14 protein-coding genes are annotated in these 13,727 nt (G+C 67.2%); 1 reads left to right on the top strand and 13 read right to left on the bottom strand.

The annotated features are described in order from the left end of the window. From ACAH41_RS27045 to ACAH41_RS26995, 11 genes are all read right to left on the bottom strand, one after another. A partial coding sequence (locus ACAH41_RS27045; RefSeq protein ID WP_370538683.1) for a 4Fe-4S dicluster domain-containing protein occupies positions 1 to 823 on the bottom strand: 823 nt, incomplete at its 3' end. Positions 824 to 837: 14 nt separating this feature from the next. After that, a complete protein-coding gene (gene ccoP / locus ACAH41_RS27040) occupies positions 838 to 1,761 on the bottom strand; it encodes a cytochrome-c oxidase, cbb3-type subunit III (protein ID WP_325652266.1) in 924 nt (307 codons plus the stop codon). Then, on the bottom strand, positions 1,754 to 1,999 hold the full coding sequence (locus tag ACAH41_RS27035) for a CcoQ/FixQ family Cbb3-type cytochrome c oxidase assembly chaperone (protein ID WP_325652268.1): 246 nt from the start codon (positions 1,997 to 1,999) through the stop codon (positions 1,754 to 1,756). The genes ccoP and ACAH41_RS27035 overlap by 8 nt, the downstream gene beginning before the upstream one ends. A 13-nt stretch (positions 2,000 to 2,012) precedes the next feature. Beyond that, a complete protein-coding gene (gene ccoO / locus ACAH41_RS27030; protein ID WP_325652269.1) occupies positions 2,013 to 2,633 on the bottom strand; it encodes a cytochrome-c oxidase, cbb3-type subunit II in 621 nt (206 codons plus the stop codon). A 10-nt stretch (positions 2,634 to 2,643) separates the two neighbouring features. Next, positions 2,644 to 4,074: a cytochrome-c oxidase, cbb3-type subunit I gene (gene ccoN / locus ACAH41_RS27025; RefSeq protein ID WP_325652426.1), complete on the bottom strand. Its 1,431-nt coding sequence runs from the start codon at positions 4,072 to 4,074 to the stop codon at positions 2,644 to 2,646. A gap of 84 nt (positions 4,075 to 4,158) precedes the next feature. Then, entirely contained in the window at positions 4,159 to 4,308 is a 150-nt protein-coding gene (gene ccoS / locus ACAH41_RS27020) for a cbb3-type cytochrome oxidase assembly protein CcoS (protein WP_325652273.1), read from the bottom strand. 12 nt (positions 4,309 to 4,320) lie between these two features. Continuing rightward, the gene (locus ACAH41_RS27015) at positions 4,321 to 6,528 is read right to left on the bottom strand and encodes a cation-translocating P-type ATPase (RefSeq protein WP_325652275.1); all 2,208 of its coding nucleotides are present in this window, start codon (positions 6,526 to 6,528) and stop codon (positions 4,321 to 4,323) included. Between the two features lie 139 nt (positions 6,529 to 6,667). Beyond that, positions 6,668 to 7,177, bottom strand: a complete 510-nt coding sequence (locus tag ACAH41_RS27010) for an AAA family ATPase (RefSeq protein WP_325652276.1) — start codon at positions 7,175 to 7,177, stop codon at positions 6,668 to 6,670. A gap of 10 nt (positions 7,178 to 7,187) precedes the next feature. Continuing rightward, the gene (locus tag ACAH41_RS27005; protein WP_325652277.1) at positions 7,188 to 8,468 is read right to left on the bottom strand and encodes a TRAP transporter large permease subunit; all 1,281 of its coding nucleotides are present in this window, start codon (positions 8,466 to 8,468) and stop codon (positions 7,188 to 7,190) included. Between the two features lie 26 nt (positions 8,469 to 8,494). Further along, positions 8,495 to 9,055: a TRAP transporter small permease gene (locus ACAH41_RS27000; protein WP_325652279.1), complete on the bottom strand. Its 561-nt coding sequence runs from the start codon at positions 9,053 to 9,055 to the stop codon at positions 8,495 to 8,497. Positions 9,056 to 9,104: 49 nt separating this feature from the next. After that, the gene (locus ACAH41_RS26995; RefSeq protein ID WP_370538682.1) at positions 9,105 to 10,361 is read right to left on the bottom strand and encodes a fumarylacetoacetate hydrolase; all 1,257 of its coding nucleotides are present in this window, start codon (positions 10,359 to 10,361) and stop codon (positions 9,105 to 9,107) included. Positions 10,362 to 10,511: 150 nt separating this feature from the next. Between ACAH41_RS26995 and ACAH41_RS26990 the strand changes: the two genes are divergently transcribed. Further along, complete coding sequence (locus tag ACAH41_RS26990) at positions 10,512 to 11,477, top strand: LysR family transcriptional regulator (protein WP_370538684.1); 966 nt, start codon at positions 10,512 to 10,514, stop codon at positions 11,475 to 11,477. 76 nt (positions 11,478 to 11,553) lie between these two features. Here the strand turns inward: ACAH41_RS26990 and ACAH41_RS26985 are convergent, their stop codons facing one another. Next, complete coding sequence (locus ACAH41_RS26985; protein ID WP_370538681.1) at positions 11,554 to 12,543, bottom strand: tripartite tricarboxylate transporter substrate-binding protein; 990 nt, start codon at positions 12,541 to 12,543, stop codon at positions 11,554 to 11,556. 145 nt (positions 12,544 to 12,688) lie between these two features. Next, on the bottom strand, positions 12,689 to 13,612 hold the full coding sequence (locus ACAH41_RS26980; protein WP_370538680.1) for a LysR family transcriptional regulator: 924 nt from the start codon (positions 13,610 to 13,612) through the stop codon (positions 12,689 to 12,691). Positions 13,613 to 13,727: the final 115 nt, after the last annotated feature.

The following is a 13,727-nucleotide window of genomic DNA, read 5'->3' as shown; positions in this document are numbered from 1 at the left end:
CGTGCACGCACAGGTTGCAGTCGATGCAATGTCCCAGCTTGGCCTCGGCCAGGTCGGTGCTGCGCCCCCGCTTGCCACGCGGGTCACCGCGCCGCGCGTCGTAGGTGACGATCATCGTGTCGCGGTCGAACATCGCGCTCTGGAAGCGCGCGTACGGGCACATGTACTTGCAGACCTGCTCGCGCAGGAAGCCGGCGTTGCCGTAAGTGGCCAGGCCGTAGAAGTTGACCCAGAACCACTCCCACGGCCCGAACGACAGCGTGAAGGCCTCGGCCCAGAGCGAGCGGATCGGCGTGAAGTAGCCAACGAAGGTGAAGCCCGTCCACAGCCCGATGGTCAGCCACGCCCCATGCTTGCCGACCTTGCGCCAAGCCTTGTTGGCCGTCCATGGGGCGGCATCGAGCTTCATCCGCGCGCCGCGTTCGCCTTCGAAGCGCTGCTCGACCCACATGAAGATTTCGGTGTAGACGGTCTGCGGGCAGGCATAGCCGCACCACAGCCGGCCGCCCACCGTGGTGAAGAAGAACAGGCCGTAGGCGCTGAGCACCAGCAGGCCGGTGAGGTAGATGAAGTCCTGCGGGTACAGGACCAGCTGGCCGATGTAGAAGCGCCGCGCCGACAGGTCAAACAACACCGCCTGCCTGCCATTCATCGACAGCCACGGCAGGCCGTAGAACAAGGCCTGCGTGAGCCACACCATCAGCCAGCGCCAGCGGGCGAAGCCGCCTTTGACCGAGCGCGGGTAGATCTTCTTCTGCTTCTGGTAGAGCGAGACCATCTCGCCTTCGCCCGCGGCTGGCACGATGGGGATGACGCGGGCCATGGTTGCGACCTCGCTTATGGCGCGGCGGCCGTGGTCACGGTGCCGGTCTTGGACAGGCTCCAGACGTAAGCCGCCAGCAGGTGGATCTGCTGGGCCGTGAGGCGTTCGCCGTGGGCCGGCATGACGTTGGTCTTGCCCTTGTTGATCATCGCCACCACCGCGTCTTCACCCCAGCCGTGCAGCCAGACCTTGTCGCTGAGGTTGGGCACGCCCAGCGCCTGGTTGCCCTTGCCTTCGGGGCCATGGCAGGCGGCGCAGGCCACGAACTTGGCCTTGCCGAGCTGTGCCGCGAGGCTGTCGTGCGGGCTGCCGGACAGGCTGAGCACATAGTTCGCCACCTGGTGAACCTCGTCGGCATTGCCGACCGCGGCGACCATCGGCGGCATCACGCCCATGCGGCCATCGCGGATGGTCTCCTCGATGCGTTCGGGCGCGCCACCCCACAGCCAGTCCTGGTCGGCCAGGTTCGGGAAGCCCTTGCTGCCGTGCGCGTCCGATCCGTGGCAGGCGGCGCAGTTGTTGGCGAACAGGCGCTCGCCCACTGCCATGGCCTGCGGGTCCCGCGCCAGTTCCGGCGCAGTCTTGGCGGCAAAGGCGGCAAACATCGGCGCGGTGACCGCGTTGGCCGCGGCCCGTTCTTCCTGGTATTGGCCGACGCTGCTCCAGCCCAATTGACCCGGCGCGCTGCCCAGCCCGGGATACAGCGCCAGGTAGCCAGCGCCAAACACCACCGTGAGGATGAACAGCCACATCCACCAGCGCGGCAGCGGGTTGTTGAGTTCTCGCAGGTCCTCGTCCCAGACGTGGCCGGTGGTGTTGTCCTGCGCCATCACGCGGCGGCGGGCCGCGATCAGCAGCAGCGCGATGCAGGCCACCAGGCCCAGCACCGTGACCGCGGCCACGCAGTAGCCCCAGCCTGCATTGATGAAGTCACTCATTGCCGCTCTCCTCCGTTGCGCGGGTCGAGCGCCGGGCCGCTCCGAAGCCGGCCCGCATCCCCTCGGAGGATCGGGCGATGTACGCATCGGCCGAGGGGCTGTCTTCACCTTCGAAAACCAGGCGGGCGGCGGCCTCGTGCGCGGCACGTTGCGCCGGGCGCCAGGTCCAGACCATCAGCCCGATGAAGAGGGCCAGGCTCAGCAGCGTCACGAGGCTGCGGATGTCGTTGATGTCCATGGTGTGCCTCAATTCACTTGACGTGCGTGCCCAGCGACTGCAGGTAGGCGACCAGCGCGTCGAGCTCGGTCTTGCCGGCCACGGCCTCGGCGCTGCCAGCCACGTCTGCGTCGGTGTAGGGCACGCCCAGGCGCTGCATGGCCTTGAGGCGCGGCGGCACGCTGGCCGGCACGATGGCGGCCGTCTCCAGCCACGGGTAGGCCGGCATGTTGGACTCGGGCACCAGGTCGCGCGGGCCGGCCAGGTGCAGGCGGTGCCATTCGTCGCTGTACTTGCCGCCCACGCGCTGCAGGTCCGGCCCGGTGCGCTTGCTGCCCCACTGGAACGGATGGTCGTAGACAAATTCGCCGGCCATCGAGTAGTGCCCGTAGCGCAGTGTCTCGGCATGCAGCGGGCGGATCATCTGCGAGTGGCAGTTGTAGCAACCTTCGCGCAGGTAGATGTCGCGCCCGACCAGCTGCAGCGCGCTGTACGGCTGCAGCCCGGCCGCGGGCTGGGTGGTGGAGCGCTGGAAGAACAGTGGGATGATCTCGACCATGCCGCCGATGGCAATGACCAGCAGGATCAGCACGATCATCAGGAAATTGCTCGTCTCGATGCGCTCGTGGCCGCTGACGGGAGAATGGATGCTCACAGGCGGCTCCTCAGGCTTGGACCAAACGGGGGATGGGCGATGGCAATGCGCGGCCGCTGCGCACCGTCATCACGACATTCCAGGCCATCACGACCATGCCGGACAGGTACAGCAGGCCACCCAACAGGCGGATCACGTAGAACGGCCAGGTCGCCTTGACTGCTTCGACGAAGGTGTAGACCAGCGTGCCGTCGGTGTTCAGCGCGCGCCACATCAGGCCCTGCATCACGCCGGCAATCCACATGGCCGCGATGTAGAGCACGATGCCCAGCGTCGCAATCCAGAAGTGCAGCGAGATGGCCTTGACGCTGTACATCTGCGTCTGGCCGTACATGCGCGGGATCAGGTAGTACAGCGAACCCATCGAGATGAAGCCGACCCAGCCCAGCGCGCCGCTGTGCACATGGCCGACGGTCCAGTCGGTGTAGTGCGAGAGCGCGTTCACCGTCTTGATGGACATCATCGGACCCTCGAAGGTCGACATGCCGTAGAAGCTCAACGCGACGATCAGGAACTTCAGGATCGGGTCGTCGCGCAGCTTGTGCCAGGCGCCCGACAGCGTCATCACGCCGTTGATCATGCCGCCCCAGCTCGGCGCCAGCAGCACCAGCGAGAACAGCATGCCCACGCTTTGCGCCCAGTCGGGCAGCGCGGTGTAGTGCAGGTGGTGGGGGCCGGCCCACATGTAGGTGAAGATCAGTGCCCAGAAGTGCACGATGGACAGCCGGTACGAGTACACCGGCCGCTCGGCCTGCTTGGGGATGTAGTAGTACATCATCCCGAGGAAGCCGGCCGTCAGGAAGAAGCCCACGGCGTTATGGCCGTACCACCACTGGACCATCGCGTCCTGCACGCCGGCGTAGGCCGAGTAGCTCTTCCAGAAGCTCACCGGCATGGCCGCGCTGTTGACGATGTGCAGCAACGCAACCGCCAGGATGAAGGCGCCGAAGAACCAGTTGGCGACGTAGATGTGGCGCACCTTGCGCACGCCCAGCGTGCCGAAGAAGACCACCGCATAGGCCACCCACACGACGGCGATCAGCAGGTCGATGGGCCATTCCAGCTCGGCGTATTCCTTGCCCTGGGTGAAGCCCATCGGCAAGGTGATGGCGGCCAGCACGATCACCGCCTGCCAGCCCCAGAACACGAACTTGGCCAGCCACGGCAGGAACAGCGGCACCTGGCAGGTGCGCTGCACGACGTGGAAGCTGGTCGCCATCAGCGCGCAGCCGCCAAAGGCAAAGATCACCGCATTGGTATGCAGCGGCCGCAGCCGCCCATAACTGAGCCAGGGAATGCCGTAGGTCAGGTCAGGGAAGGCCAGCTGGGCGGCGATCAACACCCCCACCGTCATGCCCACCACGCCCCACAGCACTGCCGCCAGCGCAAAACCACGCACCGTTTCGTCGGTGTAGTTCACCGTGCCGGGCGTCTCGCGCATTGCCACCATCAGAGTCCTCCGATCCCAGTCGAATGTCGACAGAAGGATTCTTTGCTGGCCGCCCTCCTCGGGGCTTGATGCTTGTCAACCGCCGGCGCGGTCGTCCAGAAGAATCTGCTCGCCCTGGCGCTCCAGGTCATCGAACTGGCCGCCATGCAGCGCCCAGGCGAACAGGCCCAGCAGCCCCAGCACCAGCAGCGCCGAAAGGGGAATCAGGAGGTACAGGATGTCCATGGTGGATCCGGTTCAGCGCGCGAGCCGCAAGGCATTGAAGACGACGACCAGCGAACTGCTGGCCATGCCGAGGCCGGCAGCCCAGGGTGGCAGCCAGCCCATCAGCGCGAGCGGCACGCTGGCCGCGTTGTAGGCCAGCGCCCAGGCCAGGTTCTGGCGCATCACGCGCTGCGTCTTGCGCGCCAGCGCGCGGGCCGAGGCGAGGTCTTGCAGCCGGTTGGAAACCAGCACGGCGTCGGCCTCGCTGCGGGCCACGCCGGCGCCCTCGCCCATCGCCACCGAAACATCCGCCTGCGCCAGCACCGGGGCGTCGTTGATGCCGTCGCCGAGCATGGCCACGCGCTGGCCCGCGGCCTGGGCTTCGCGCACCACCCGCAGCTTGTCCTCGGGTGCCATGCCGCCGCGCCAGTCCGAAAGGCCGACGCTGGCGGCAAAACGCCCCACCCGCGCCGGGTCGTCGCCCGACAGCAGCAGCACCTTCAATCCGCCCTGCTGCAATTGCCGCAGGCAGTCCACCACGCCGGGGCGCGGCTGCTCCTGCAGCTCGAAACAGGCCAGGGCCTGGCCGTCCACGCTCAAGGTGGTGGCCGCCTGCCCATGCAGCTCGCCGGCCCAGCCGGCGACACCCAGCCGCCAGGCGCGGCCTTGGGCGTCCAGCGCCTGCAGTCCCTTGCCTGGCACTTCGGAAGGCGAGTGCCAACAGCCGCCGTGCGCAGGGCCTGGCGCCGCAGCCGCCAGCGCCTTGGCCACCGGGTGGCTGGACCAGCCCGCCAGCGACGCGCCAATGCGCAGCAGCGCGGCGTCGTCCCAGCGGCTGTCGGCCTGCAGTCGCTGCAGGCGCAGGGTCTGCAAGCGCGGGTCGGTCAAGGTGCCGGTCTTGTCGATGCACAGCAGCTGCGCCTCGGCCAGGCCGTCAATGGCATCCAGCCGCCGCAACAGCAGGCCCTGCCGGCCCATGGCGCCAGCCGCGGCCAGCAGCGCCGATGGCGCGGCGAGCGCCAGCGCGCAGGGGCAGGTCACGATCAGCACCGAGACGGCCACCCACACCGCGCGCGACGGATCGATGGACTGCCAGGCCAGCGCCGCTGCGCCCGCCACCAGCAGCACCGCCCACAGGAAGGGGCCAGCCCAGCGCTCGCTGCTGGCCAGCGAGGCCGGCCTCAGGGTCTGCGCCTCGCGCATCAGGCTGACGATGGCCTCGTAGCGCGTGTCCGGCCCCAGCCCCTCCACCCGCATCAGCAGGGCTGCGTGGCCGTTCACGCTGCCGGCGACCAGCCGATCCCCAGGCTGCTTCGCCACCAGCGCCGACTCGCCGCTGAGCAGCGATTCGTCCACCGCCGGGCTGCCCTCCAACAGCACGCCGTCGGCCGCCAACGTCTGCCCGGCCGGCACGCGAAGCACGTCGCCGCGAAGCAGCTGATGCACCGGCACCGTTTCCACAACACCGTCGGCCCGCAACCGCAATGCCGTCTCCGGCAAACCGGCCAGCGTGTCTTCCAGCGCAACGGCTGCGCGGTGCCTGGCCTGCATCTCCAGCAGCCTGCCGCCGAGCAGAAATGCGACGAACATGCTCAGCGAGTCGAAATAGACCGCATCTCCAAACAAGCCGCCCGGGTCGAAGGTGGCGCCACTGCTGCCGGCAAAGGCCACCGCAATGCCGAGCGCCACCGGCACGTCCATGCCAATGCGCCGGTTCTGCCAGGCGCGCCACGCGCCGCGGAAAAACGGCGAGGCGGAAAACGCCATCACCGGCAGCGCCAGCAGCCAGCTGCCCCAGTCGAGCAGGTGCTTCAGGTCCGGCGCCAGCTCGCCCGGGCCGGCCACATACGAAGGCGTGGCCAGCATCATGTTCTGCATTGCGCACAAGCCGGCCACGAACAGCCGCCACAGCGCAGTGCGCGCCTCGCGCTGGCGCAGCGCGCGCGCGCCGGCCGCCGTGTCCGGTACCGCTTGGTAGCCAGCACGCTCGATGGCACGGATCAACGCCGGCTCGTCGGTGCGCGCACGGTCCCAGCGCACCGTGGCGCAAGCCGAAACAGCGCTGACATGGGCCTGCAGCACCCCGTCCACAGCCCGCAGCGCCCCTTCGATCGGCAGCACGCAGGCCGAGCAGGTCAGGCCACCCAGGCGCAGAGCCGACTCCGTCCATTGCGGCGCCGCACGCACCGCCTCCGGCTCCCGCTCAGGAGCCAGCCCGTCCAGTGCCAGCGATGGGTTCATGCACGCTCCCGCCAGCACCAGGCGGACATCGCCGGAACGCATGCTGGACGTGGCTCGCATGCTGAGGCAAGGGGCCGGGTCAGCGCTTGCGCAAGATCAATCCAGCGCTGCGAGATGAAGCGCTGGGCGGGGTCTTACATCAGCCGTGCGACTTCAGGCCAGCCAGCACGCGCTCGACCCGCGCTGCGACCGGCAGGTCCCCGCGAAGCTCCAGCACCGGGCAGCGCCTGCTGGCCAGCCAGGCCCGGTGCGTCGCCAGACTGCGGCCTTCCGAAGGGCCTTGGTCATACTGACCGGCCCATTCGAGGAAGTCTTCGTCCACCGCGCCGAAACGCCGCAGTTCACGCTCGCGCAGCCGCGCGAGGCGAATTGGCGCATCCAGGTAAAGGAAGACGATCAGGTCGAACGCATCTTCGACCTCGGCGCCCCAGCCGACGATGGAGCCACCCAGCACGGCAGGGTCTGCCTGCAGGTCGCGCGCCAGCATCGCCCGCCGCGCGTCGGCCGGCCGTTTGTCCGCAAACGGCGGCTCGGGCCGCAGCCAGTAGTAGCTGTCGCCATCAAGGCAGGCCGCACCCAGCCGCTCGGACAAGGCCGTCGCCAACGTGGAAGTGCCGGAACCGGAGGCCCCGGTGATGTGGATGCGCATGGCGTGATTGTCAGCTCGCAAACCACTTCGCCGGGCCGGTGACCAGCCAGGGAAAGAGCACCATCAGGAACATCATCGCGAACTGGGCTGCCATGAACGGCAGGACACCCCGGGTGACTTCATCCATCTTCATGCGGCCCACGCCGGCCACCACGTTGAGCACCGTGCCCACCGGCGGCGTGATCAGGCCGATCGCGTTGTTGATGATGAACAGCACGCCGAAATACACCGGGTCGATGCCTGCGGCCTTGATCACCGGCATCAGCACCGGGGTCATGATCAGGATGGTTGGCGTCATGTCCATCGCGGTGCCCACCGCCATCACCAGCGCCATGATCGCGATCATCAGCAGCGTCTGGTTGCCCATGAACGGCTGCAGCAGCGAGATCATCTTGCTCGGAATGTCTGCCACCGTGATCAACCAGGCGCTGACCATCGCCGCGGCCACCAGGAACATGATCACGGCCGTGGTCTTGGCGGCGCTGACGAACACTTCGCGCAACTGGCGCAGGCTCATCTCGCGATACACCAGCGTTGCGACAAAGAGCGCATACACCGCAGCCACCACCGCCGCCTCCGTCGGGGTGAACACGCCCAGCTTGAGCCCGGCCACCACGATCACCGGCAGCACCAGCGCCCAGGTGGATTCCTTCAGCGCGGTCAAGCGCTGCGCCACGCTGGCCTTGGGCGGCGGCGGGATGTTTTCCTTTTTTGCCACCCACCACCAGGCCAGCGCAATGGACAGGCCCATCAGCAAGCCCGGCACGATGCCCGCCAGGAACAGCTTGCTGATCGACACATTGGCCGCCACGCCGAAGACCACGAAGCCGATGGACGGTGGAATGACCGGGGCGATGATGCCGGCCGAGGCGATCAGCCCGCCGGCACGGGCCTTGTCGTGCCCGGCCGCGACCATCATCGGAAGCAGCAGCGAAGCCAGTGCCGCGGTGTCGGCCACGGCCGAGCCCGAGAGCGCAGCCAGCAGGCAAGCCGCCACGATGGCGACGAAACCCAGCCCGCCACGCTTGTGCCCCACCAGCGCCAGGGCCAGGTTGACGATGCGCCGGCTCAATCCACCGACGTTCATGATCTCGCCGGCGAGCATGAAAAAGGGCACCGCCAGCAGCGGAAAGCTGTCGGCGCCATTGACCACGTTCTGCGCCAGGATCTGGGCGTCGAACATGTCCAGGTGAACCATCAGCGCCATGCCGGAGAGCAGCAGCGAATAGGCAATGGGAATGCCCAGCGCCATCGCAGCGAGCAGGGAACCCAGGAAGATCAGAACCGTCATGATGTGTCTCCGCCGCTCACAGCTTCTCAGTGCTTTTTGAAGGTCTGGCTGCGGTCGAGCTGGAGTTCTTCGATCTGCGCCAGATCCTCCGACTCCTGCACCATCACCAGTTCGGACTCGCTCACCTGGCCCGAAACGGTGCGCCAGAATTCACCCAGCAGCATCAGCCCGGTGGAGACGGCGAACACCACGCCGGCAGCGTAGAAGATGGCCATCGATGCGCCGGTGACCGGGGCCTCCACGTCCCAGTTGATGCTGGCCTGCTGCCAGGAGCCCGACAGCAGCAGCGCGGTGGCCCACAACATCAGCAACTGGCCCAGCCCCAGGCAGATGCGCTTGCCGACCGGGCCGAGCCGCGAGACCAGCATGTCGGAGCCCAGGTGGGCACGCTCGTGCACCGCGACGGCCCCGCCCAGGAAGGTCAGCCAGACGAAGAACCAGCGCGAGAGCTCCTCCGAGACCGCGATGCCGGAGTTGAAGGCGTAGCGCAGCACCACGTTGCCGAACACCAGCAGCACCATCAGCGCCAGCAAGGTCACCAGCACCCATTCCACGCCGCGGCAATAGCCGTCGAGCCACTTCTTCATCATGTTGTCTCCTTGACGGTCTTCGCCGTCGCCATGGGAACGGGAGGCTTCAGAGTGTGCCGTCCTTCAGCAAGCCCCGCGCGGCCAGGTTGTTGATGAAGGCGCGCAGGCCGAACTGCCAGGGCGCGGCCGTCTCACTGTGGGTGACGCGGTTGTGCAGGCCGCCCAGCCAGTGGCTGTGGATGGTGACCACGTCGCCCAGCTTGTGGGTGAAACCGCCGCCGGGCTCGTCACGGTCTTCGGTGGGCGCGAACAGCGTGCCCAGGAACAGCATGAAGCCGTCGGGGTACTGGTGGCAGGCCAGCGTCTGCGCCACCAGGTCCACCGGGTCGCGGCTGATGCTGGCCATGGTACTGATGCCACGCAGCGTGTAGCCGTCGTTGCCGGCCACCTGCAGGTGCACGGTCTCGCGGCGCAACTGGTCCAGGCCGAAGTGGCCGTCGAACAGGCGGATGAAGGGGCCGATGGCGCAGGACGCGTTGTTGTCCTTGGCCTTGCCGAGCAGCAGCGCGCTGCGGCCTTCGATGTCGCGCAGGTTGACGTCGTTGCCCAGCGCGGCGCCGACGATGCCACCGCGGCTGTTGACGGCCAGCACGACCTCGGGCTCGGGATTGTTCCAGTTCGAATCGGCGCGGATGCCAATGTCCTGGCCATGCCCCACCGACGCCAGCACCGGCGCCTTGGTGAAGACCTCGGCATCGGGCCCGATGCCCACCTCCAGGTATTGCGACCACAGCTTCTTCTGCTGCAGCAAAGTCTTCAGCGCCTGCGCCTGTGCAGAGCCGGGGCGGATGTCGGACAGGCTGTCGCCGATCAACGCCGTGACCTGGGTGCGCAGCCCTTGCGCACGACTGGCGTCGCCGCCGGCCTGCTCCTCGATCACACGTTCGATCATGCTGGCGGCAAAGGTCACGCCGGCAGCCTTCACCACCTGCAGGTCGCAGGGCGCCAGAAACCAGGGCACGGCGTCGTCGCGGCCTTCGGCCTTGCTGTTGTCCAGCAGCGCATCGACGCTGCACAGGCGCTCGCCGATCACCGAGCACACGGCTTGTGCCGGCAGGTCGGTCTCGAGCAGCGTGCTCATCGTGGCAAAGTGCGTGCTCAGGTCGAACACGCCGTCGGCGCGCAGCGCCACCACGGCCGGGCCGGCCGGCGCGCCGGCCCGCCAGACACGACCCACCAGCGTGCCGGCCAGGCCGTCCTGCGGCAGCACGTGCAGGCCATTGGGCTTGTCTGCCGTGCCCGACTGGCGACCGTCACCTAGCCTGGGCAGCGCCTGGATGCCGCGCTGGATCAGCTCATCCATGATGTCTCCGGAATGATGATGTGCTGTGGCGGGGCGACCCTGCCACGATGCGCCGGCCCTCTGCGAGACCGTTCTTGACTGGGGGAAGACTAGGTGAGCACCCATTGCCGGGTCCACTGACTTTTTCGCTAGCATCCATTCCAAATGGCAATGAGTTCAGACAAGACTGCTGGTAAACCCGTGGTGCTTGCGCAAGTCTCGCGTTTGCGTTTCCGACATCTGCAGTTCCTCGACATCCTGGGAAAGACGCGCAATTTGCGCCTGACCGCCGAGCAAATGCACATGACGCAGCCGGCGGCCACCAAGGTGTTGATGGACGTCGAAGAGATGCTGGAATCGCGCTTGTTCGATCGCCTGCCGCGCGGCATGCGGCCGAATGAGTTGGGGCTCTTCACATTGCGTTATGCCCACTCCGCACTGGACGGCCACCGCAAGTTCGTGGACGAGTTCAGCACGCTGAAACAGGGTGGCCACGGCCATTTGTCGGTCGGCGCCATTTCGGGTTCGGCGGCGCACCTGCTGATTGCCGCAGTGGCCGAGCTCCAGCGCCTGCGGCCCCTGCTGGTCTTGAAGGTGCTGGAACAGAGCAGCGACCAGTTGATCGTGTGGCTGGCCGAACGCAAGATCGACGTGATGATCGGCCGTTTCATCGACGAATCGCAGCGCGACCAGTTTCAGTACGAAAGGCTGGCCGGTGAAGGATTGCAGATCACCGCGGGCGTGCACCATCCGCTGCGCGGGCCCAATGCGCCTGGGCTGATGGAACTGTCGAATTGGCCGTGGATTCTTTATCCGACGTCCACGGCGCTGCGCAAGGTGTCGGATGACATCTTCAGCAGCACCGGCCTGTCGCTCACCTCGGGCATCGTCGAGACGCCGTCGTTTCTGTTCGCGCTGGAACTGATGCAGAGCACGAACATGCTGTCGCTGCAGCCGGCCGCGCTTGTGGACAAGTATGTGCGGCGCGGGCTTCTGACGCGCATCGCGGCCGAGCTCCCCGGCCGCATGCCCGACTATGGCCTGATCACGCTGCAAGGCGAGCCGCCTAGCCTGGCCGCGCTGGCTTTCATTGACGTGATCCGCACGATGGCAGACCACGAGGCCGAAACGGCGTAAGCGGCCGAAGCGACGCCCGGTGCCGGTCGCGCGTCTTCTGGCCGTTGACCAGGCGTTCGATGCCCAGCGCGTTGCATCAATCCGCGTAAACGCCCGCGGCCTGGATGACCTTGGCCCAGCGCGCGACCTCGCCTTCGACAAACTTCTTGTGCGCCGCCGGTTCGACGCGCGCGTCCGACACGACCGTGATCCCCAGCGCCTCCTGGCGTTTGATGAGTTCCGGATCCTTGAGTGCCCCGCGCAGCGCTTCGTTCAGCTTGCTCAGCACGGGCGCTGGCGTGTTGCGCGGCGCGTAGAGGCCGTGCCAGACCGTCACGCTGAAGTCGGTCAGGCCACCTTCGGCCAGCGTCGGCACGCCGGACAGCGCAGGAAGTTTCATGCGGTCCTTGCTGGTCACCGCGAACGCCTTCACCTTGCCGCCTTCGATCTGAGGCACGGCATTCGTGGCCTGCTCGCACATCAGGTCTACCGTGCCGCCAATCAGGTCGGTCATGGCTGGGCCCGTGCCCTTGTACGGTACCGTCGTCATCTCAGCCTTCAACGCGCTCTGCATCATCAGGCCGCAGAGATGCGAGGCGGACCCGACGCCCGCATGGGCCAGGTTGACCTTCGTCGGATCGGTCGCAATCCACTTGCGGAGGTCGGCAAAGTTCTTCGCCGGCAAGGTCGTGCGGCCGATCAAGGTCGACGGCGCCTCGTTGATCAGGCCCAGGTAGGCGAAGTCCTCGATGCCCTTGTAGGGCAGCTTGCGGTACAGCGTCGGTGCCGTCGCGAAGCCGATGTGGTGCACCAGCAGGGTGTAGCCATCGGGCGTTGCGCTTGCAACCTTTGCCGTGCCCAGCGTGCCACCGGCGCCGCCGACGTTCTCGACGATGACGGTCTGGTTCAGCCGCTTGCGCAAGGCTTCGGCCAGGTCGCGTGCGATCTTGTCGCTGGGGCCGCCAGCCGCGAACGGCACGACCAGCGTGACGGGCTTCTCCGGGAACTCGGCTCGGGCTGTGCCCGCCACCGCAAGAAGAACCGAGGCCAACGCAACGCCCCACGTACGCCGATCGAGCTTGTCCATGTTGTCTCCGAGTGGACGCGCCCTCAGGGCGCTGTGGCTCGGATGATCGTCGGCCGGTTCGGCGAAGGCCAATGCCTGATTTTTCGGCTTTGATGCCTTCAAAGCACCGGCACACGAGGGCTGCTCCGGCATCCGCCGGCACCGCTCAGCTGGCCGTGGCCGCTGCCTCCTGTGCGGCAAGCCAGAACGCCTCGGCTGCCTTGCCGAGTGCGGCACGGTCGCGGTACAGGCGGATCTCGAGGTCGATCGACCACTCCTCGGGCGCGGCCACGACGAGCCGGCAGCTATCGATATCTTCGCCGACAAGCAGCTGCGGCAGCCATGCCAGGCCGCGACCGTCGAGCGCCATCGTGCGCAGCACCGAAGCCAGATGCGCGGTCAGCATGTTCGGCGCGTGCAGACGGTCCAGGGCCGGTCCCTTCAGCTCGCGCAGGATGCGACCCAGGCCCGACTCGGTGCTGTAGCTCAGCAGATGGACCGCGGACGTCTTGCCGTCCGGCGGCAGACGATGGACCGGGTGACCGTTCTTGTCCGGTGCCGACACCGGAATCAGCCGATCCGTGCCGACGACCAGGCTCGGGCATCCGGCCTCGTCCAACGGTCCGCGCACTCGGGCATGGCCGTGGGCGAGCATGAACTGCGCCTGGCTCTGCAAGACCAGCGCTTCGCACTTCTGCTGTACGTCGGAGACGAGCTGGATCGGACCGACGGCGGTCTGGCTTTCGAGCGTGCGCAGCCAGCGGGGCATGAAGGTGAAGGACAACGCATGCGTGGAGGCGAAGCGCAGCGTCGTGGAGCTGGCCTCGGCAATGGCGCGCGCTTCCCCCGGGATGCGCGCGACCTCGGCTTGCAGGTCCTGTGCGACTTGGCGGAACCAATGTCCCACTTCGGTCAACTGGGCAGGTTGCGAGCTGCGGTCGAACAGATCGACACCGAGCCACTCTTCCAGCGCGCGAACGCGGCGGCTGAACGCCGGCTGCGTCATGTGGCGCTCATCGGCCGCGCGCGAGAAGTTGCCGCTGGCCGCCAGCGCCGCGAAGTCGTCGAGCCACGAAAGGTTCATGGTCATGGCGGTGCTTTCAAGGCATCAAAGACTAGATAAACAGCATTGGGCAAGCGCCGCGTTGGCGACGATCATTTCGACACCGCAACCCCAACCGACCCGCAGGAGACACCCGTGAAGA

The organism is Ideonella sp. (genome assembly GCF_041287625.1).
Lineage (GTDB): Bacteria > Pseudomonadota > Gammaproteobacteria > Burkholderiales > Burkholderiaceae_C > Ideonella.
Note: the sequence above shows the minus strand (reverse complement) of the source record. Positions and strands in the feature narration are given on the sequence as shown.

Excerpts from the sequence above, each read along its gene's own strand:
- ccoP (WP_325652266.1), bottom strand. The coding sequence starts at position 1,761 with ATGAGTGACTTCATCAATGCAGGCTGGGGCTACTGCGTGGCCGCGGTC.
- ACAH41_RS27035 (WP_325652268.1), bottom strand. The coding sequence starts at position 1,999 with ATGGACATCAACGACATCCGCAGCCTCGTGACGCTGCTGAGCCTGGCC.
- ccoN (WP_325652426.1), bottom strand. The coding sequence starts at position 4,074 with ATGCGCGAGACGCCCGGCACGGTGAACTACACCGACGAAACGGTGCGT.
- ccoS (WP_325652273.1), bottom strand. The coding sequence starts at position 4,308 with ATGGACATCCTGTACCTCCTGATTCCCCTTTCGGCGCTGCTGGTGCTG.
- ACAH41_RS27015 (WP_325652275.1), bottom strand. The coding sequence starts at position 6,528 with ATGAACCCATCGCTGGCACTGGACGGGCTGGCTCCTGAGCGGGAGCCG.
- ACAH41_RS27010 (WP_325652276.1), bottom strand. The coding sequence starts at position 7,177 with ATGCGCATCCACATCACCGGGGCCTCCGGTTCCGGCACTTCCACGTTG.
- ACAH41_RS27005 (WP_325652277.1), bottom strand. The coding sequence starts at position 8,468 with ATGACGGTTCTGATCTTCCTGGGTTCCCTGCTCGCTGCGATGGCGCTG.
- ACAH41_RS27000 (WP_325652279.1), bottom strand. The coding sequence starts at position 9,055 with ATGAAGAAGTGGCTCGACGGCTATTGCCGCGGCGTGGAATGGGTGCTG.
- ACAH41_RS26995 (WP_370538682.1), bottom strand. The coding sequence starts at position 10,361 with ATGGATGAGCTGATCCAGCGCGGCATCCAGGCGCTGCCCAGGCTAGGT.
- ACAH41_RS26990 (WP_370538684.1), top strand. The coding sequence starts at position 10,512 with ATGAGTTCAGACAAGACTGCTGGTAAACCCGTGGTGCTTGCGCAAGTC.
- ACAH41_RS26985 (WP_370538681.1), bottom strand. The coding sequence starts at position 12,543 with ATGGACAAGCTCGATCGGCGTACGTGGGGCGTTGCGTTGGCCTCGGTT.
- ACAH41_RS26980 (WP_370538680.1), bottom strand. The coding sequence starts at position 13,612 with ATGACCATGAACCTTTCGTGGCTCGACGACTTCGCGGCGCTGGCGGCC.